Origin of the sequence: Kushneria phyllosphaerae (assembly GCF_900312995.1) — a bacterium.
GTDB classification, from domain to species: domain Bacteria; phylum Pseudomonadota; class Gammaproteobacteria; order Pseudomonadales; family Halomonadaceae; genus Kushneria; species Kushneria phyllosphaerae.
Map to the genome: position 1 here is coordinate 671279 of NZ_ONZI01000002.1, position 18284 is coordinate 689562.

The 18284-nt window shown below is 61.1% G+C and carries 15 protein-coding genes; 6 read left to right on the plus strand and 9 right to left on the minus strand.

Annotation, left to right across the window (positions count from 1 at the left end; genetic code table 11):
• Complete coding sequence (gene xseA / locus KSP9073_RS08990; RefSeq protein WP_108842617.1) at positions 1 to 1332, plus strand: exodeoxyribonuclease VII large subunit; 1332 nt, start codon at positions 1 to 3, stop codon at positions 1330 to 1332.
• Here the strand turns inward: xseA and glrR are convergent, their stop codons facing one another.
• The 6 genes from glrR to KSP9073_RS09020 all read right to left on the minus strand — a co-directional run bounded on the left by glrR (position 1333) and on the right by KSP9073_RS09020 (position 9075).
• On the minus strand, positions 1333 to 2691 hold the full coding sequence (glrR, locus tag KSP9073_RS08995) for a two-component system response regulator GlrR (RefSeq protein ID WP_108842618.1): 1359 nt from the start codon (positions 2689 to 2691) through the stop codon (positions 1333 to 1335).
• 36 nt (positions 2692 to 2727) lie between these two features.
• Entirely contained in the window at positions 2728 to 3294 is a 567-nt protein-coding gene (locus KSP9073_RS09000; protein ID WP_165814212.1) for a hypothetical protein, read from the minus strand.
• A 2-nt stretch (positions 3295 to 3296) separates the two neighbouring features.
• Entirely contained in the window at positions 3297 to 4799 is a 1503-nt protein-coding gene (locus KSP9073_RS09005) for a sensor histidine kinase (RefSeq protein ID WP_108842620.1), read from the minus strand.
• Between the two features lie 750 nt (positions 4800 to 5549).
• Positions 5550 to 6887: an amino-acid N-acetyltransferase gene (argA, locus tag KSP9073_RS09010; protein WP_108842621.1), complete on the minus strand. Its 1338-nt coding sequence runs from the start codon at positions 6885 to 6887 to the stop codon at positions 5550 to 5552.
• 194 nt (positions 6888 to 7081) lie between these two features.
• Positions 7082 to 8347: an inorganic phosphate transporter gene (locus KSP9073_RS09015; RefSeq protein WP_108842622.1), complete on the minus strand. Its 1266-nt coding sequence runs from the start codon at positions 8345 to 8347 to the stop codon at positions 7082 to 7084.
• 47 nt (positions 8348 to 8394) lie between these two features.
• Positions 8395 to 9075, minus strand: coding sequence for a TIGR00153 family protein (locus tag KSP9073_RS09020; RefSeq protein WP_108842818.1), 681 nt, complete (start codon positions 9073 to 9075; stop codon positions 8395 to 8397).
• A 103-nt stretch (positions 9076 to 9178) separates the two neighbouring features.
• On the opposite strand from KSP9073_RS09020, the gene KSP9073_RS09025 reads away from it, so the two are divergent.
• A complete protein-coding gene (locus KSP9073_RS09025) occupies positions 9179 to 10090 on the plus strand; it encodes a CYTH domain-containing protein (RefSeq protein WP_108842623.1) in 912 nt (303 codons plus the stop codon).
• Between the two features lie 76 nt (positions 10091 to 10166).
• Here KSP9073_RS09025 and KSP9073_RS09030 read toward each other — a convergent pair whose 3' ends face one another.
• The gene (locus tag KSP9073_RS09030) at positions 10167 to 12008 is read right to left on the minus strand and encodes an EAL domain-containing protein (RefSeq protein ID WP_165814213.1); all 1842 of its coding nucleotides are present in this window, start codon (positions 12006 to 12008) and stop codon (positions 10167 to 10169) included.
• Positions 12009 to 12228: 220 nt separating this feature from the next.
• Between KSP9073_RS09030 and KSP9073_RS09035 the strand changes: the two genes are divergently transcribed.
• Entirely contained in the window at positions 12229 to 13230 is a 1002-nt protein-coding gene (locus KSP9073_RS09035; RefSeq protein WP_341476556.1) for an ion transporter, read from the plus strand.
• A 144-nt stretch (positions 13231 to 13374) separates the two neighbouring features.
• On the opposite strand, the gene KSP9073_RS09040 is transcribed toward KSP9073_RS09035, so the two are convergent.
• Together KSP9073_RS09040 and KSP9073_RS09045 are read right to left on the minus strand one after the other, a co-directional pair.
• Entirely contained in the window at positions 13375 to 13995 is a 621-nt protein-coding gene (locus tag KSP9073_RS09040; RefSeq protein ID WP_108842625.1) for an L-threonylcarbamoyladenylate synthase, read from the minus strand.
• Between the two features lie 33 nt (positions 13996 to 14028).
• A complete protein-coding gene (locus KSP9073_RS09045) occupies positions 14029 to 14985 on the minus strand; it encodes a PHP domain-containing protein (protein WP_341476557.1) in 957 nt (318 codons plus the stop codon).
• A 181-nt stretch (positions 14986 to 15166) separates the two neighbouring features.
• Between KSP9073_RS09045 and KSP9073_RS09050 the strand changes: the two genes are divergently transcribed.
• From KSP9073_RS09050 to mnmC, 3 genes are all read left to right on the plus strand, one after another.
• The gene (locus tag KSP9073_RS09050) at positions 15167 to 15742 is read left to right on the plus strand and encodes a septation protein A (RefSeq protein ID WP_108842627.1); all 576 of its coding nucleotides are present in this window, start codon (positions 15167 to 15169) and stop codon (positions 15740 to 15742) included.
• Between the two features lie 2 nt (positions 15743 to 15744).
• The gene (locus KSP9073_RS09055; RefSeq protein WP_108842628.1) at positions 15745 to 16044 is read left to right on the plus strand and encodes a YciI family protein; all 300 of its coding nucleotides are present in this window, start codon (positions 15745 to 15747) and stop codon (positions 16042 to 16044) included.
• Positions 16045 to 16238: 194 nt separating this feature from the next.
• Positions 16239 to 18263 carry a bifunctional tRNA (5-methylaminomethyl-2-thiouridine)(34)-methyltransferase MnmC2/FAD-dependent 5-carboxymethylaminomethyl-2-thiouridine(34) oxidoreductase MnmC1 gene (mnmC, locus tag KSP9073_RS09060; protein WP_108842629.1) on the plus strand — a complete coding sequence of 675 codons (2025 nt, stop codon included), beginning with the start codon at positions 16239 to 16241 and terminating at the stop codon, positions 18261 to 18263.
• Positions 18264 to 18284 lie beyond the last annotated feature (21 nt).

An 18284-nucleotide genomic window follows, 5' to 3' on the forward strand; every position in this document is an offset into this window, starting at 1 on the left:
ATGCCCCCGTCTTCACCCCTTGAAACCCTGAGCGTTTTCGAGCTCAATCGGCGCGCCCGTACCACGCTTGAAGCCACCTTTGGCGAGGTGTGGGTGGAAGGCGAACTTTCACGCGTGTCACGCCCGGCCTCGGGGCATCTCTACTTCACCCTCAAGGATGATCGCGCCCAGGTCAGCTGTGCGCTCTTTCGCAATCGCGCGCGCTTTGTGGCCGCTCCCATGCGCGAAGGCGACAGCGTGCGCATTCGGGCGAAGGTCTCGATCTTTGAGCCTCGCGGCGACTATCAGCTGATCGTGGAGGCGGTGCAGGAGGCCGGTCGCGGCGCTCTGCTGGCCGCACTGGAACGGCTGAAGACGAAGCTTGAGGCCGAAGGCGTGTTCGATAACGCCCGTGAACTGCCCTGCCCGCCGCAGCATCTGGGCATCATTACCTCGGGCAGCGGCGCGGCCCTTCAGGATGTGCTGGCCGTGCTGCAGGCGCGCTGGCCGCTGCTGGACGTCAGCGTGCTGCCAGTGCCGGTACAGGGCGATCAGGCAGCACCTGCGATGATCCGTGCGCTGGAAGCCGCCGGCCGTGACGGCCGCTTTGACGCGCTGCTGATCACCCGCGGTGGCGGCAGCCTGGAGGATCTGTGGTGTTTCAACGATGAGCGTCTGGCGCGTGCCATTCAGGCAAGTCCCATTCCGGTCATGAGCGCCGTGGGCCACGAGATCGACACGACGCTTGCCGATCTGGCAGCGGACGTCCGCGCCCCGACGCCCTCGGCTGCCGCCGAGCGGCTGGTGCCGGATCGCCGCGACATTCTGGGGCGCCTGGCCACCCTGACGCAGCGCCTCAACAGCGCTCAGCAGCGCCAGCTCGAGCAGCTTGGGCAGCGTCTGGACCACGCGGCCTCGCGCCTTCGCCACCCCGGCGAACGCCTGAGCACCCAGCGCCAGCGCCTCAATGATCTGGAGGCCCGTTTGACGCGGGCCACGACGTATCGGCTGGCACAGGCCCGCCAGCAGCTGACCAGCCATCAGGCCCGTCTGCAGCAGGCTTCCCCCGAGCGCATGGTGCGCGACCGCCGCGAACGCCTGGGTGCCCTGGAACAGCGCTTGATGGCAGCGCCCGAGCGCCAGATCAACGCACAGCGTCAACGGCTGGAAGGGATAATGCGCGAGCTCAATGCAGTCAGCCCGCTGGCCGTGCTGGGGCGTGGCTACGCGATTCTGGAATCCCCATCGGGCGTGGTGCGTCGATCAACAGACACCACCCCCGGGGAAGTGCTCACGGCCCGTCTGGGCGAGGGCCGGCTGAAGGTGGAAGTGAAGCGGCGGCTGAAGCGTTGATCACAGCGGGCCTGTAACGTAGGCCGGCTTGAAGCTGTTGGGATCGAGTTCGTGACGCGCGAGCAGCTTGTAGAAGTCGGTGCGGTTGCGCCCGGCAATGCGCGCGGCCTGGGTAACGTTGCCTTCGGTGATCTTGAGCACCTTGACCAGGTAGCCGTGCTCGAAACCGGCCCGCGCGGCATTGAACGATGGCAGCGCGTTGTCCTCGGAGGCCAGCGCCTGTGCCACCAGCGCATGGGCGATAATCGGCGCACTGGACAGCGCCACGCACTGTTCGACCACGTTGACCAGCTGGCGCACGTTGCCCGGCCAGGCATGGGAGGCCAGCAGGTTAATGGCCTCCTTCGAGAACCCCTTCACCGAAGGCTTGTGTCGATCGGCGGCCAGCTCCAGGTGATAGCGCGCCAGAATGGGAATGTCCTCGGGGCGCTCACGCAGGGCCGGCAGGCGCAGGTTGACCACATTGAGCCGGTAGAACAGATCCTCGCGGAAGGTGCCCTCGCTCATTGCGGCGTTGAGATCCCGGTGGGTCGCGGAGATCACGCGGACATCCACATCGACGCTCTGCGTGCTGCCCAGCGGACGTACCTGACGCTCCTGAAGCACCCGCAGCAGCTTGACCTGCAGTGACAGGGGCATGTCGCCGATTTCATCGAGAAAGAGCGTGCCACCATGCGCGGCCTGAAAAAGGCCTTCATGCGCGTTCACCGCGCCGGTAAAGGCACCGCGGGCATGGCCGAACAGTTCACTTTCCAGCAGCTGTTCGGGCAGCGCCCCACAGTTGATGGCGATAAAAGGATGCTCGGCGCGGGCACTGGCGCGATGCAGGGCACGCGCCAGAAGCTCCTTGCCAGAGCCGGAGGGGCCGGAGAGCAGGACGCTGACATCGCTGCCGGCCACCTTGCCGGCCTGCTCAAGCACCTGCTCCATGACCGTACTGCGGGTGATGATGTCGCGACGCCAGGCAGGGTCTGCCTGACCGCTGGCCGGTGAGGTCTGCATGAGCGCCTCGTCCACCAGGGCAAAGAGTTCGGTACGATCGATGGGCTTTGTCAGAAAGCCGAATACCCCCTGACGGGTGGCGTTGACGGCTTCGGGAATGGAGCCGTGCGCGGTCAGGATAATGACCGGCAGGCCCGGATGACGGGACTGGATCTCCCCGAACAGCGCCATGCCGTCCATGCCATCCATGCGCAGGTCCGACAGGACCAGATCGGGGCGCTGCTGCTCGACCAGTGACAGTGCCTGGGCCCCGCTTTCAACGGTACTGACCCGATAGCCACGGCTTTCAAGACGCATTCCCAATAGCCTGAGAAGGCTTGGATCATCGTCGACCAATAGCAGATGGGCAGTTTTCACGTATGTCTCCTTGCACACCCGACGCGCGAGGAGGGCTCAGGGGGTTTGCCTGGCGTTCATGCTCTCCTCTATCGCGGTCAGGGCGTCCAGTTTCTTTTTCAGCTCGACATTTTCCTGCTCCAGCGACTGTATTTGCTGGCGCTGCCGACTGTTACCCTGAGTGCTGCGATTATGCTGTGCATCCAGCCTGGATTGAAGTCTGGATTGAAGATCAATGCGACGCTCCAGATCTCTTTGCCACTGCTGCAGCAAGGGCTGAATGCTCTCGGGGGCCTGAGCGGTATAGCGCTTGAACAGGGCCAGACCTGTCGGCCAGTGCGTGGCGTCTTCCTGAGAAAAGACCACCGCACGGGCCAGCCCGCCACGAGGCGTGTCGCTACTCATGTATTGAAGCACTTCATCACGCCATTGCTGTGTGCCGGTTTGCGCAGAACGACCAAAGGCGACCCATGTCGGCAGCAGGCATTCATCATCCACCATGGTGGGGATCCCCCGCGTGATGCACTCCTCGGCAGCGCCGGAAACGCGATCGCCCATCATGGCGCATCCGCTCAGCAGCAGGGTCGCTGTTAAAAGACTGCCTGCGATCAGATTGTGCTTCATTGTCATATCCTTGCCAGCGCCGCCTTTTCCCTTGCGGCCCGGGGTAAAGAAGGGTTGTCCTGTGAAGACTCTTCCACGATCCAGGGAAGTACCAGCTCAAAGCAGACTTCACAGCCGTTGATCGAATCCTCGATCAGACTCAGCGTGCCGTGCTGCGCCCGCGCGCTTTCGGCCGCCACCGACAGCCCGATGCCGGACCCCTTGAGCGGCCCCTTGCGCTGCGAGCTGCCCTGATAGAACGGCTCGAACAGATGGTCGCGGTCACGCTCGCTGATGGCCTGGCCGCTGTTGGCCACATCCAGCGTCAGGTGCTGCTGATCGGCGCTCGCTGAAATATAGAGCCGACCCTCGTCTGCGCCATAGGCAATGGCATTGGACACCAGATTGTCGAGTATACGAGCCGTACGTGCCCGATCAGCCTGCCAGTACAGCGGCGCGCGACGCTCCTCGACGACCATGCCCTTTTGCTGCAGGGCGAGACGATGTTTGGAAAGCACCTCATGAATGACGCTTGCCACGTCAAAGCGCGTCACGTTGAGACGCCGATTCTGCTGGAGCAAATTGTAGTCCAGCAGCTGCTCGATCAGCGTTTGCAGCTCCTGACCGCTTTCATCGATCAAGAGGACGATTTCACGCTGACGCTGACTCATCTCCCCGACCACGCCATCAGCCAGCAGTCCCGAACCTTCACGGATGCTGGCCAGCGGTGTCTTGAGCTCATGAGACATGTGACGCAGGAACTGCTGCTTTTGTTCCTCGAGCTCACGCAGGCGCGCCGACAGCCATTCAAGGCGTTCTTCCAGATTGACCAGCTCCAGCGGGCCCTGAATCGGGCGACTCTCCTCGGCATCCTCATTGCCGCCGATACCAAGGATGCGCTGCTCGAGCTGGCGAATCGGGCGAATGATACGCCAGGTAAAGAAGAGGATCAGCATCAGACTGAACGAGACCAGTGCCAGCGTGGCCTGCCACAGTCGGGTGGTTACCTGATCGGCCTGGGCGCGAATCTCGTCGATGCGAGCATCCACCTGGCGTCGCGTGGACTCGGCCAGCGCTTCCGTCGAGGCCGTAAAGCGGCTGAATTCGGACAGTTGCGCGCTCAGGCTCTCCTCGCCGGGCGTCGGCAGAGTCTCCAGCACGGTCAGCTGCTGACGCAGCGATTGCATCAGGGGGCTATCGCCCATGAATGCGGCGTGCTCGTTGAGCAGGTCGCTGTAGCGCGCGCGACGCTCGCCATAGATTTCAAGCAGGCTCTGATCATCAAGCACCGCATACTGACGGGCGCTGCGTTCCATATCCGTGGAGAGGTTGGTCAGCTGACGGGCACGACGGGTTTCGTCGACGGCCTCGCGGGCGCTGACATCAGCCAGCTCTGAAAGCTGGGAAAAACTTTGACCGGCGAGATGAATCAATACACCGATCGGCAGCATGACCAACAAAAAGGCGGTCAATACCTGCTGAAGAAGGGATCGAGGACGCCACCGACGCTTTATTCGAGAAGCCATGAGTTGACAATCTCCGACAGGCGAGCCGTTAAATGAAATCGTGAGGAATGCGAGAGAGAATAACCGATATTCTCACCGTTCGATAACGTCCGTACACATTTTTCACTCATTCAGTTTCATTAGCCTCGATGGAATAAAAAAAGAGCCGGCAAGGCCGGCTCTCAACATACGCAGGGAACTGAAGGGTAATGTGGTGAAAGACACTGCACGCCTGACCATGCAGAGCCAAAACACCGTGGGCCTGGAGGGGCCCGAAGCTACGCGATCGAGATTGGCAGTCAGGCTTTCGATAGCGTTTGCAGCTTCTTCATGATCAAAGACACCGGCAAGGCGCTGTCTTCGAAAGACGGACCCGAGGTGGCATCCATGCCACGGCCATGGTGGCCTGGCGCCTCCTTGCAAGGGTCATTTGGCAGGCACACATCTCAACATGCTTGTCACTGGAAAATTCTGATGTCCCGAGAAAGCCCTGATGACGTGCCGCATTGCCATGCATCATCCATAGCCAAATATGTGCCATGATTTTATTTATACTTTAAAAACAAAGACTTATTATAATAATTTTAGCCAGCGCTATTCTTTTGTGGCGGTATGACAGCATGACCGCCATCAAAAACGTCGCCACATGGCGACACGGCAACTTGGAAATAACAACAACCCACTGTTTTTTAAGAGAATTAAAGCTGTCTCCCTGAGGAGACAACCCCCTCGAATGGCTGTCTTGAGAAGACGACAGCCCTGTTTTTGGTGTCATTTTCCTGCCTTTGACAGGCCTTGAGAGGTCAATGTCTTGAGCAGCACTCTGGAGTTGCGCTGCGGGTTGTAGTGTTGACGCCGCCTTTGAGGCAGTGCGTCAGGCTCGGAGGTCACGAAGCCACGCTCCAGAAACCAGTGCAGGGTATGGGTGGTCAGGGCAAACAGCGTGGTTAACCCCTTCTCGCGGGCACGCTGCTCCACTCCTTCGAGCAGCAAGTCACCGCGCTCACCGCCGCGATAGCTCGGATGAACCGCCACACAGGCCAGTTCGGCGCTACCGTCCTCAGCATAGGGATGAAGCGCTGCACAGCCGATGACCATGCCATCGCGTTCGATCACCACATAGTCATCGATTTGCTGCTCCAAACGCTCGCGCGAGCGCGCCACCAGCATGCCCCGCTCTTCCAGCGGGCGCAGCAGTTCGAGCAGTCCGCCGATGTCGTCAATACGGGCCCCTCTTAACTGTTCGTAGCGCTCGCGGGTAATCATGGTGCCGACACCGTCGCGGGTAAACAGCTCTGCCAGCAGCGCGTCGCGGTCCTGCCAGGACACCAGATGCGTTCGGCCAACGCCCTGGCGCGCCGCATCGCAGGCAATGTGCACATGCTCGGCAAGCTCTGCATCCTCATGCTGGCAGGCCAGGGCCTGCGCCTCCTGCAGATTCGGCTGACGCATCAGCCGGCCCTGAGCATTGTGCAGCCCGCCGGCACGGCCCACGATGATCAGCTTGTCGGCCCCCAGTGCAATGGCGGCATGACGGGCAATATCCGCAGCGTCCAGATCAAAGACCTCCCCGGTGCTGGAGTAGCCCAGCGGTGGCAGCACCACCAGCGAACGCTGATCCAGCAGCGTGCGAATGGCATCACTGCGCACCCGGCGCACCTCACCTGCCCGTAGAAAATCGATGCCTTCGCGAATGCCCAGCGGCTTGGCCATGACCAGATTGCCGCTGATGGCATTGATCTCGACGCCATGCAGCGGCGTATTGGAAAGCCCCGGCGAAAGTCGGGCCTCAATGGCCAGACGCAGGGTCGAGACTTCGCGCTCGATCAGCGTCATGCAGGCCTCATCGACCACGAACCGCCCCTGGTGGCGCTGCGGTGTCAGCGCCGCTTCCTCCAGCGCCTGTCGCACCTGGGCACGCACGCCAAAGACCAGCACCAGCCGGACACCCAGAACATGCAGCAACGCCAGGTCCTGAATCAGCGGGGCGCGACGCTCGGGCGTCAGCCCTTCTCCTTCGATCAGCACCACGAAGGTACGTCCCCGGTGGGCATCGATGTAGGTCGATGAGTTTCGAAACCAGTCGGCAAAGGGAAATGAGATATCCAAGGGGGCTCCAGGATCAAACAGGCATCAATGGGGCCTCACGGGTGTGAAGGCCCCTTTATCTTAAAGCAGCAGACGCCCCAACGCAGGCCCGGGCAGCACCCACCTGAATTGACCACAGGAATCGACCATAAAAAAGGCCGCCGTGAATCACGGCGGCCTTTTTTGTCACATCGTGGCAAAGTGCGGTCAAAGATCTAGCCGAACATGCCCTTGAGCATGAAAAAGAAGATGATCGACAGCGCCGCACCGGCCGGCAGGGTCACCAGCCAGGAGATCACGATGGTGCCCAGCACCCGCAGGTTCAGTGCCTGCATCCCGCGCGCCAGACCCACACCGAGTACCGCACCGACCAGCGTATGCGTGGTGGAAATCGGCAGCCCCGTGCCGGAGGCGATCACCACGGTCGTGGCCGCCGCAAGCGTTGCCGCAAAGCCGCGCGAGGGCGTCAGTTCAGTAATGCCGGTGCCGACGGTAGCAATGACGCGGTGACCATAGGTCAGAAGACCAAAAACGATACCGCCACCACCGAGGATCAGAATCCACCAGGGCAGCGCCGCGTTACCGCCGATTTGCCCATGGGTATTCACGATACTGACCACAGCTGCCAGCGGTCCGACGGCGTTGGCAACGTCATTGGAACCGTGCGCAAAGGCCATCGCACAGGCGGTAAACATCATCAAGACCCCGAAGATGCGCTCGACGCCCGTGAAACTGGAGCGATTGCCCCCTCGCGGCTCATGCGTGATACGCCTTTCAAGCAAAATGCCCAGCAAGGTAATGATCGCGCCCACGCCCATGGCCCAGAGCAGCGCATCGGTAAAGCTGAGGTTCAGCCCCACATGGCTCAGCCCCTTGAGCAGCGTCACCATGGCCACGATAAACCCGACCAGAAACATGTAGCCCGGCACATAGCGCCGTGCGGCCGCCAGCGGATCCTTGTTTTCAAAGATCAGGCCCTGAATCGAGCGGAACAGCAAAAACCCGATCACCCCGGCGATGACCGGCGAGATCACCCAGCTCGAGACGATCTGGCCAATGGCACCCCACTGCACCGAGGATGGTCCCAGCCCTGCCACGGCAAAGCCGACGATCGCGCCTACCACCGAATGGGTGGTGGATACCGGCCAGCCCTGCTTTGAAGCGATCATCAGCCAGATGGCGGCCGCCAGCAGTGACGACAGCATGCCATAGACCAGATACTGGGGCTCACTGCTGAGCAGCGTGGGATCGATGATGCCGTTGCGAATGGTGGCCGTTACCTCACCGCCGGCAAGCCATGCCCCCAGAAATTCGAAGACAATGGCGATGCAGATCGCCTGCCGAATGGTAATGGCCTTGGAGCCAACCGAGGTGCCCATGGCATTGGCAACATCGTTGGCGCCAACCCCCCAGGCCATGAAGAAACCGAAAACGCAGGCGAGAAGAATAAAGAGCTCGCCATGCTGTGCAATGATGGTCATAGGAAAATATCGTTATCCGAACTTCGGCACCCGATGGTGACGTGCGCCTATCGGGCCAAAAGGATTTGCAGGCGGCTGCCTACGCGTTCAGAGCGGTCGGAAACTTCACCGATCCAGTCAATGATCTGATAAAGAAACATGACATCGATGGGGGGTAGATCCCTTTCCAGCTCAAAAAGGCGGCGCCGGATCATGACCTGCTGATCGTCGGCCTGGTGTTCAAGTTCATGGAGCTTGCGAATCTGATCGCTCAGAAGATCAGAGACATTGCGCCCAAACCCCGATTCCAGCAGATCATCCAGCTCGGCCAGCGCCTGACGCGCCTGATGTACTGTAGCGACGGCCGTGCGCACGTATTCCTGAAAGATGTCTTCCATCGCCTCGGGAATACGCATGCGCCGACCCAGCATGATTCCGGCGATATCCTTGATCTTGTTGGCGATCTTGTCCTGTACACTGATCAGTTCGAGCAGGTCGGAGCGTGAGACCGGCAGGAAAAGGCTGTTGGGCAGATTCATGCGGATATGGGTTTTCAGCTCGTCGGCGTCATGCTCGCCGGCGCTGATGCTATTGCGAATCTCGCCGGCGCGCGTCCAGTCCTGCTCAAGGGTTGCCTGAAAAAAGATCGGCAGCAGGTCGGCGCACTCGACGGTCTTGTCGATATGTTCAAGCAGCGGCTGGAACGGCGACCGGCCGAACAGTGCTGAAAAGGGATTGGATGACACCATGGTAATTTCACTGCAATGAAAAATGGCCACCCCAGTATATTTATCTGACCCCCCGGCGTCATGAAAATTTAACGTTTGGCCCCCGGATAGAGCGAATTAACACATGAATCCGAGCACGCACGACGACAATACCGTCATAAACGCCTCTGATACCCCACAGGAAGTGGAGCTCAAGCTGGCCCTGGGTCAGGACAGTGTCGAAACGCTGAAGGCCCACCCGCTACTGCAGGCCACCACCTGTGAGACGTACCGCCTGGCCAATGTCTATTACGACACCCCCGGACGCGCCCTGGAGCAGTATCGAGTGGCCCTGCGCCTGCGCGGCGACGGCCAGCGCTTTGTTCAGACGGTCAAGACTGCCGGCCACGGCCATGGCGGTCTGCATACGCGCGGCGAGTGGGAAATCCCGCGCGATGCAGAAAGTCTGGACACGGACTGGCTGGCAGGCCTTGGGGTGACTCCGTTTGAGCAGGACGACGTTCGGCAGTCGCTGCAGCCGGTCTATCGCACCGACTTTCAGCGCACCCAGTGGCTGCTTGAGCATGAGGGCAGCCGCATCGAGCTGGCGCTGGATATCGGCGAGATCATTGTCGGCGAGCATCGGGTCGCCATCCATGAAATCGAGCTTGAACTCAAGGGCGGCCGGGAAGACGCCCTCTGGTCGCTGGCAGAGCAGCTGGCCGGCCAGTGCGCCCTGCGTCCGGCCAATGCCAGCAAGGCGGCACGTGCCGTGTCACTGCGTGAGCAGCAATGGACGCTGCCGCCCTGCGCCCTTGATATGCCGGAGCAGTGCCTTGAACGGGCCATTCTGGCCCTGGATGCCTTTCAGGACAGCCAGCAGCCGTCGTTTTTATATGATGCACGCCAAACGCTGCTCAACCTGACCCGTCATGATGACCCTGAAGTGGCCACTCTGGCCGGTCGACTGGCCGATCTTTTATCCCGCACCCAGTGGCTGGACTGTCGTTTCGGTCAGCAGTGGCTGGCGTTGATGCAGCATCTGTATCGAGGTTAAAAGCCCGCTGTATCGAGGTTGAAAGCCCATAGTCGACGTTGAAAGTTCGCAATCGACCGCGGGTCGGCTCAATGGTCTAGAGCGATGCCGGCTGCAGGGATACCGGCAGTAGCGTGGCATTGAGTCGACCCAGCACGTCCTTAGACGACATGGGGCGGGCATAGATAAAGCCCTGAATCTGTTCGGCCCCCATGTCGCATACCGTCTTGAGCGTGGCACTCTCCTCGACGCCTTCGATGACCACACGAAACTCGAGACGACGGCACAGATCAATCACCGACGTCATCACGTGACGCTTGCGCGGCTCACGCTCCAGATCCATGACAAAGCGGCGATCGATCTTGATGCAATCCAGCGGCAGCTCGCACAGCTGTGACAGCGAAGAGTAGCCGCTGCCGAAATCATCAAGGGCGATGGAGATGCCGTGCTCGCGCAGCCGAACCAGGTTGCGAAGCGCCACGGCAGGCTCTGCCAGAACGGCCGATTCGGTAATTTCCAGATTGACGCGGCGCGGGTCAGCGCCGTGCTTGTGGATCAGTCGCATCATGTCATCGACCAGCATCGCGTCCTTGAGCTGATGGCGGGACAGATTGATGTTGATGACGAAGTCGCGGCCAAAACGCTGGGTAAAGGCCGGGTCCACCAGAATATGCAACGCCTTGTCGATCAGTTGCTGGCTGAGCTGATGGATCAATCCGGTGGATTCTGCCGCCTCGATAAAGGCGCCGGGCATGGCAATGCCCTCCTCCCCATCGCGCAGACGCATCAGCGCTTCAAAGGCGACCACCCGCCCGCCCTCACTGACACTGACAATAGGCTGCAAAAAGCAGAGCACGCCATCACAGGCCAGTGCCGCACGGATCAGCTGTTCACCGCGGCGAGCTCGCGCGGCCTGCGTCTGAAGCTCGTCGGTGTAATAATGAATTCCCCCCACCCCGGCTCCCGAGGCGTTTGTAATGGTCAAACGTGCCTGTTTTCTCAAGGCCTTGACGTCATCACTGCTGCCGGACTCGAAAGGGACAACCCCCACCACATGGGACAGCCACACACGCCCCGTGTGGGTTTCCAGCGGCAGGCTCAGCATCTGCTGGATCGGCTCGACCAGGCGCGCCATGGCCTTTTGATCATGAAAGGGAGTGACGAGTGCATAGCTGAAATCGGGCAGCGCCATCAGCCGACCGGCCGGCAGCAGTTCCGCCAGCAGCTCGGCGATGCGGATCTCGAGTTCGCGGGTATTGTTGAAGTGCTCGGACTCGCTCAAAAGCGTGGCATTGACCAGGGTGATCTTGACCAGTGCGTGGCGCGCGCCCGGCGCATCCCCAATAGCGTCCTCCAGAAGCTGATCAAGCAGACTGGAATTACCAAGGCCCGTGACCGGATCACGATAGCGTTCGTGGGTAATATCACTGAGTACCCCGGTCAGCCCCGGCTCCCCAGCCTGATCATGGCTGATCATGCGAAGGCGCACGAAACGCCACTGCCCCAGCCCATCCAGAAGGCGAAATTCGATTTTCGACAGCCCATGGATAGCGGCCGCCTGATGACACAGCGCCTGCACCCGGTCGCGGTCCTCGGGGTGCAGCTTCTGGCACCACTGGGCCAGCAGGAGGGGTTTGACGTTGTCGTGATACAGCGTTTCCCAGCGTGATGACAGCGTCAGGGCATCGTCCTGGGCCTGCCAGTGCCAGATAACGTCATGTTCACACAGCAGCATGCGCTCATGTTGAGACAGGGAAATATCGTCCGAAGACGGGCGAAACACTTCCGGCACCGAGGATGTACCGAGCAGTTCCAGCAGGGTGTTACAGCAGGTCGACAGGTGAGCAAGTCTTTTCTCGTCAGGCGACGTCGACCCTGCCGCCAGCTCATCGGCCAGATAACGAATATCGTGACATAATGCCTGCACCGTACGACCCATGGCGCACCCCATAAATGTTGTTGCTGACTGACGACGGGCCGTATCGTGCAGGGCTCGTCACCCTTTTCGACGGGTGACCCGAGACACTACAGGCGATAGCCATCGAGTGTGTTGCTGTATTTAACGGCGGGGGCTGCGTTTGCTGAAGCGTCGTGGCATGATTTTTGACGTTTTGCCCGGGCACACACGCGACTGACCCAACAAAAACTTCGGAGCGCCGGTGAGCAGTGAACCCCACAAAAAGCAGATGACGCTTCGCGAGCGTATTTTTCAGATCATTTTTGAATCGGATACGCCGGCCGCCAAGGGCTTCGATATCGCCCTGATCATCATGATCGTGACAAGCGTCATCATCATTTTGCTCGACAGCGTCGTCAGCCTGAAAGCGCGCTACGGTGAGGCCTTTTTGATCGCCGAATGGACCTTTACAGGCATTTTTACGGTCGAGTACCTGCTGCGCCTTTACTGCCTGAATCGTCCCTGGCGTTACGCCCGCAGCGCCTACGGCATCATTGATCTGCTCAGCATCCTGCCCTCATGGCTGAGCCTTTTGATCCCGGGGTCTCAGGCAATGCTGGTCATCCGGGTGTTGCGCGTCATGCGGCTTTTCCGAGTACTGCGCCTGATGGAGTTTGTCGGCGAGGGGCATCTGCTGCTTGAGGCGCTGGAGCGCAGCCGGCAGAAAATTTTAATGTTTTTGATGACCGTCATGTCGCTGGTCATCGTCTTTGGGGCACTGGTCTATCTGATCGAGCCGGTCGAGGCCGGGTTTACCAGCATTCCCAAATCCATCTACTGGGCCGTGGTCACCCTGACTACCGTGGGCTATGGCGACATTTCCCCTATCACACCGCTGGGGCAGTTCATCTCGGCAATGATGATGATTCTGGGCTATTCGATTCTGGCCGTGCCCACCGGCGTGTTCTCGGCCGAAGTCATGCGCTCGATTCAACGCAATCACTACTCCGACGAGGCCTGCCCGGGCTGTGGTCACGAAGGTCATGAGCGCGATGCCAAATACTGCCGCCTTTGCGGCAACTGGCTCAACGAAGAGGACGATGATCCCAGGCGAAAGGAGATCGACGAGGAAATCGAAACGCTAAAAAAAGAGCGCGAAGCCCTTGATGAGGAAACGAAACGACTGGAGCAGGAGCGCGACGGCACTACTCCCTCCCACGATGGCAGCGACGGTCCGGATGGACATGCCCCCCCCCCCGAATGAAAACGATGATTCGGATAAACGCGGCAGCCCGGATTCGAATGACCTTCCTCCGGACCAGCGATAAAAGTTGCCTTGCCGTCATCAAAGGAGCTGCAGGCAGGCCTGCAGCTCCTTTGTGGTCAGCGATGGCCTCAAAACAAGGCGTCAGGAAAAGGCGCTGGTATCGCCTCGCCCCTGACGCAGCACCTCGGGCGGCAGGGTGCGCATGTCCAGTACCGTGGTCGGCTCCATCGAACAGGCGCCCCCATCAATGATGGCATCAAGCTGCGAGCCAAAGCGGTCACGAATCTCTTCGGCATCCGTCATGGGCTGCGTCTCACCCTGAGCGATAAAGGTCACGCTCATCAAGGGCGCGCCGGCGGTTTCCAGAATGTCCCGGGTGATCCGGTGATCGGGCACGCGAATTCCGATGGTACGACGCTTGGGATGCAGCAACAGCCGCGGGACCTCATTGGTCGCATCAAGAATGAAGGTATAGGCCCCCGGGGTGTAGGCCTTGAGCACGCGAAAAATCGGGCTGTCCATGCGGGCGTAGGTGCCGATCTCGTTGAGATCGGGAAACATCAACGTGAAGTTGTGCTTGTCATCAAGCCCACGCAGCCGCTTGATCCGCTCCACACCCTTTTTGTTGCCCGGCAGACAGCCCAGCGCATAGCCGGAATCGGTCGGATAGGCGATCACCCCACCCTTTTCAAGAATCTCGCGCGTCTGGGTTAAAAGGCGCTTTTGCGGGGTTTCCGGATGCAGGGTAAAGAACTGGCTCATGGATATCTCTCCTGGGTCTGGCAAAAATGGCGCTTACGGCCTTTTAAAGGCGGGTATCAGCCGCGGATGCTGCCAGATGGGCACCAGCTGACTGCGAGGCACGGTACTCAGGGTGCCCGGAGCCAGCGCCCCGCCCTGATAGTGAAAGTCACTGCCCAGCGAGGCATAAAGCCCTCGCTTGACCAGAAGCGAGGCAAGGTCACGGCTGCGGTCATCATTTTGATAGCCGCTGATCAGCTCGGCACCCTCGCCGCCGAGTTCGGTGAACTCATCCAGCAAGAGTCCCAGCCGCCGCCGGGTCAGCCCGTAGCGCAGCGGATGGGCCACCACCGCCACAGCACCGGCCTGGCGAATGCCTTCAAGCGTTTCTTCCAGTGTGGGCCAGTGCACCTTCACATCGCCAGTCTTTCCCGCGCCCAGATAGCGCTTGAAGGCCCGCATCATGTCCGGCACAAGTCCTGCCTCGACCAGCGCCCGGGCAAAGTCGGGTCGCCCCAGCAGCCGGGCGTCCGGGTTCTGTTCGCGCGCGCGCGCCAGGGCGTTTTCCAGGCCAACCTTCTCAAGCCGGGCGGCGATTTCCAGTGCGCGGTCATGACGGGCCTGAGCCAGACGTTCAAGCAGTGCCATCATGGGTGCCCGGGCCGGGCCATGCCACAGCGCGACCACGTGAATACCCACGCCCTGCCAGCGGGTGGACAGCTCCACGCCGGGCACCAGCGTCATGCCCAGCGCCCGGGCCTCGTGTGCTGCCGCCTCGACGCCATCGATGGTATCGTGATCGGTCAGCGCCGCGCACGACAGGCCACGCTGATGACACAGGGTCATTAGTGCCTGCGGCGAGAGTCTGCCGTCGGAGGCCGTGGAGTGCATGTGAAGGTCGATATGGCCGGCCTGCTCGAGCGTCATGCCAGGGTCAAAGGATGACGGTTTGGCGCCAGGAGATGACGATCCGGGGTCAGACGATGACGAGATGGTATCCTGCGCGTTCATTGGCCTCTCGGTAGCAGCAAAATCAGTGGCAGCGAAGTCTGCATGGTATAACGGCGTCGCCGGCTTATAGCGCGTGACGTCCGTGAATGCGGGCATGTTGCGCTGCGTGCCCCAAAGAATCAATGAATGCCCGTTTTTACCCCAAAGCCCTGCCCGCTGGCCCTTTTCAGGAGTGTTGTGTATGAAAATGCTGATCGACTTTCTGCCGATCGCCATCTTCGTTCTGGTCTATCAGATGACCAAGGATATCGTGCTGGCCACGGCCGTACTGATTCCGGCCACCATCGCCCAGGTCCTTTTTACCTGGTGGCGCTGGCGCAAGGTCGAAAAGATGCATCTGGTTACCCTGGCGCTGGTCGTGCTGCTGGGCGGCGCTACCGTCATTCTGGGAGATGGCGACTTCATCAAGTGGAAGCCGACCGTGGTCAACTGGCTCTTTGCCGTGGCCTTTCTGCTGTCACCGCTGTTTGGGGGCAAATCGCTGATTCAGCGAATGATGGAAAAGAACATGACCCTGCCGGCCCCGGTCTGGATGCGTCTGAACCTGGCCTGGGTGGTCTTCTTTCTGGCCATGGGCGCGATCAACATCGCGGTGTTCATGCATTTCAGCGAGGAAGTCTGGGTCAACTTCAAGCTCTTTGGCATGATGGGCCTGACGATCCTGTTCATTCTCATCCAGGGCGTTTATCTGGCCCGCCACATGCCCGGTGAGGATGAGGCGATCAGGGACACCAGCACCGACACAAAGGAGAAGTAAGCATGCTTTACGCCATTATCGGAGAAGATGTGGATGAAAGCCTTGCAGCGCGGCAGAGCGTGCGCCCCGAGCACCTGGCGCGTCTGGAGGCCCTGCGTGATGAGGGTCGTCTGGTGCTGGCCGGCCCGTTTCCGGCCGTGGACGGCTCCGACCCGGGCAATGCCGGCTTCAGCGGCAGCCTGATCGTGGCCGAGTTTGATTCCCTCGAGCAGGCTCGCGCCTGGGCCAATGATGATCCCTACGTCGGCGCCGGTGTTTATGCACAGGTTAGCGTCCGTCCGTTCAAAAAAGTGCTGCCCTGATTTTTAAAGGGTCCGTATTTGCGGGGCTCGCACACGCTTATCCACAGGTTTTCTGTTATGCACACTCCGCGTGGATAAGCCTGTGACAACATTGTGCGATCCCCGCGAACACATTGCGCAAAGCGTGATGGTGGCAGGCCTGCCAGAAATCGTTCACTTTTTGATCACCCCTGATCTTTCCCCGGTATTGTCCCTTGCCCTCTACTCATTCCCCGGCACCGTTCGCCCTTCAGCCGGCACAGCTTCACTGGCGCGACGACAATGCGCCTGAAGCCGTTGACTACGGCGACGTCTACTTCTCGCGTGAAGACGGTCGACGCGAAACCGAACATGTCTTTTTAAACGGCAACCATCTGGCCGCGCGCTGGCAGGACTGGCCTCATGCCCGCCCCTTTGTCATTGGCGAGACCGGCTTTGGCAGCGGTCTCAACGTTCTGTGCGCCGCCCACGCCTTTCTGGCGCAGGCGCCGGACAGCGCCCGCCTGCATGTGATCTCCACCGAACAGCATCCGTTCACGGCTGAGGACCTGGCCCGCGCGCTGGGCCATCATGAGGATTTCGCCGATCTGGTCAGCACCCTGATCGCGCAGTGGCCGCCAGCCCTGCGCGGTGTTCACCGCCTCACCCTGCACGCACGCGTGACGCTGGATCTTCACTTCGGGGATGCGGCCGAAAGCCTCGAACAACTGGAAGGCCGGGTGGATGCCTGGTTTCTGGATGGCTTTGCGCCGTCCAAAAACCCCGCCATGTGGTCGGAGGCCCTGTTTGCGGCTCTGGCCGGGACCAGCCGCGAAGGAACGACGCTGGCGACCTTCACCTGTGCCGGCGTGGTCAAGCGGGGGCTGCGTCAGGCCGGCTTCGAGATCCAGAAGGTGCCGGGCTTTGGCCGCAAGCGCGAGATGCTCAGCGGCCACATGCCGACCTCGCCACCCCTGCATGCCCGCCAGCAGGCGCGACGACGCCTGACTCCCTGGGTGATCGATGCCGCACCGCGACCGGCCGAACAGGATGATCATATTGCCGTGATCGGTGCCGGCATTGCCGGTACCAGCACGGCCCACGCGCTGGCCCAACGCGGGCGGCGCGTGACCCTGATCGACCCGAACCCACCCGGCAGCGGCGCTTCGGGCAATCGTCAGGGCGCGCTCTATATTCGCCCGGCGGTCGAGGTCAACGATCAAAGCCGGTTCTATCTCGCCGCGCTTCAATACACGCAGCGCTTTTTAACCCGGATCGATCCGCAACGTTTGCTGTGGCACCCGACTGGCGTGCTGCAACTGGCCACCAGCGAGCGCGAGGCCGAGCGCCAGCAGCGCTGTCTTGGTCACTGGCAATGGCCCGAGAGCGTGGTGCGCGGCGTCTCACGCGACGAAGCCGAGCGGCTGGCCGGCCAGCCGCTGGCCGAGAACGTGCGTCACGGCCTGTATTACGCCGGCGCCGGCTGGGTGCGCCCGGACCGTCTCTGTGCCCAACTGGCCGAGACTGACGGGATTACCTGGCACCAGGCAGCACTTGAGGCGCTGACCTCAACGGATGCGGGGCATGATTTGACGCTCAGCGATGGGACGCACCTGCGTGCCGACCACGTGGTGCTGGCCTGTGCCGACGGCGCCAACACACTACCGGCGGCGTCCTTTCTGCCGCTGCAGGCCGTCCGCGGTCAGGTCAGTCACTATCAACTCGATGAACAGGGCCAGGCCCTGTCGCCGCACTGTGTTGTCTGCGCCGGCGGCTATGCTCCACCGGCCCGGGAAGGGGTGCAGAGTCTGGGGGCATCGTTTTCCCCCAATGACCGGGACCTGTCACTGCGCGACGAAGACGATGCCTTTAACCTCGGCGAGCTTGATCACACCCTGCCCGAGCTTGCCCGGGCGTTACGGAATACCCCTGCACTGCCCTCGCGCAGCGGGCTTCGATGTGCCAGCCCCGACAAGTCCCCCTACGCCGGCGGTCTGCCGCAGAGCGAACACTGGGAGACGGCCTATGCCTGTCTGGGGTTTGATGCCACGCGCGTGCCGGACACGCTCGGGTACTACCAGTCGGGGCTATGGGTGACGCTCGCCCATGGCTCACGCGGGCTGGTCAGCGCGCCGCTCATTGCCGAGCTTCTGGCCTCGCGCATTTGCGAAGAGCCGCTGCCGCTGCCCGGGCCGCTGGTGGATCACCTCAACCCCGGGCGCCGCCTGATTCGCGCCATCATTCGCCGTGAAACGTCGTGACGACGCCTTGCAAGCGTGCAG

Excerpts from the sequence above, each read along its gene's own strand:
- KSP9073_RS09020 (WP_108842818.1), bottom strand. The coding sequence starts at position 9,075 with ATGGTGTCATCCAATCCCTTTTCAGCACTGTTCGGCCGGTCGCCGTTC.
- KSP9073_RS09045 (WP_341476557.1), bottom strand. The coding sequence starts at position 14,985 with ATGAACGCGCAGGATACCATCTCGTCATCGTCTGACCCCGGATCGTCA.
- KSP9073_RS09030 (WP_165814213.1), bottom strand. The coding sequence starts at position 12,008 with ATGGGTCGTACGGTGCAGGCATTATGTCACGATATTCGTTATCTGGCC.
- KSP9073_RS09000 (WP_165814212.1), bottom strand. The coding sequence starts at position 3,294 with ATGAAGCACAATCTGATCGCAGGCAGTCTTTTAACAGCGACCCTGCTG.
- KSP9073_RS09005 (WP_108842620.1), bottom strand. The coding sequence starts at position 4,799 with ATGGCTTCTCGAATAAAGCGTCGGTGGCGTCCTCGATCCCTTCTTCAG.
- KSP9073_RS09050 (WP_108842627.1), top strand. The coding sequence starts at position 15,167 with ATGAAAATGCTGATCGACTTTCTGCCGATCGCCATCTTCGTTCTGGTC.
- KSP9073_RS09015 (WP_108842622.1), bottom strand. The coding sequence starts at position 8,347 with ATGACCATCATTGCACAGCATGGCGAGCTCTTTATTCTTCTCGCCTGC.
- KSP9073_RS09040 (WP_108842625.1), bottom strand. The coding sequence starts at position 13,995 with ATGAGCCAGTTCTTTACCCTGCATCCGGAAACCCCGCAAAAGCGCCTT.
- KSP9073_RS09025 (WP_108842623.1), top strand. The coding sequence starts at position 9,179 with ATGAATCCGAGCACGCACGACGACAATACCGTCATAAACGCCTCTGAT.
- xseA (WP_108842617.1), top strand. The coding sequence starts at position 1 with ATGCCCCCGTCTTCACCCCTTGAAACCCTGAGCGTTTTCGAGCTCAAT.
- KSP9073_RS09055 (WP_108842628.1), top strand. The coding sequence starts at position 15,745 with ATGCTTTACGCCATTATCGGAGAAGATGTGGATGAAAGCCTTGCAGCG.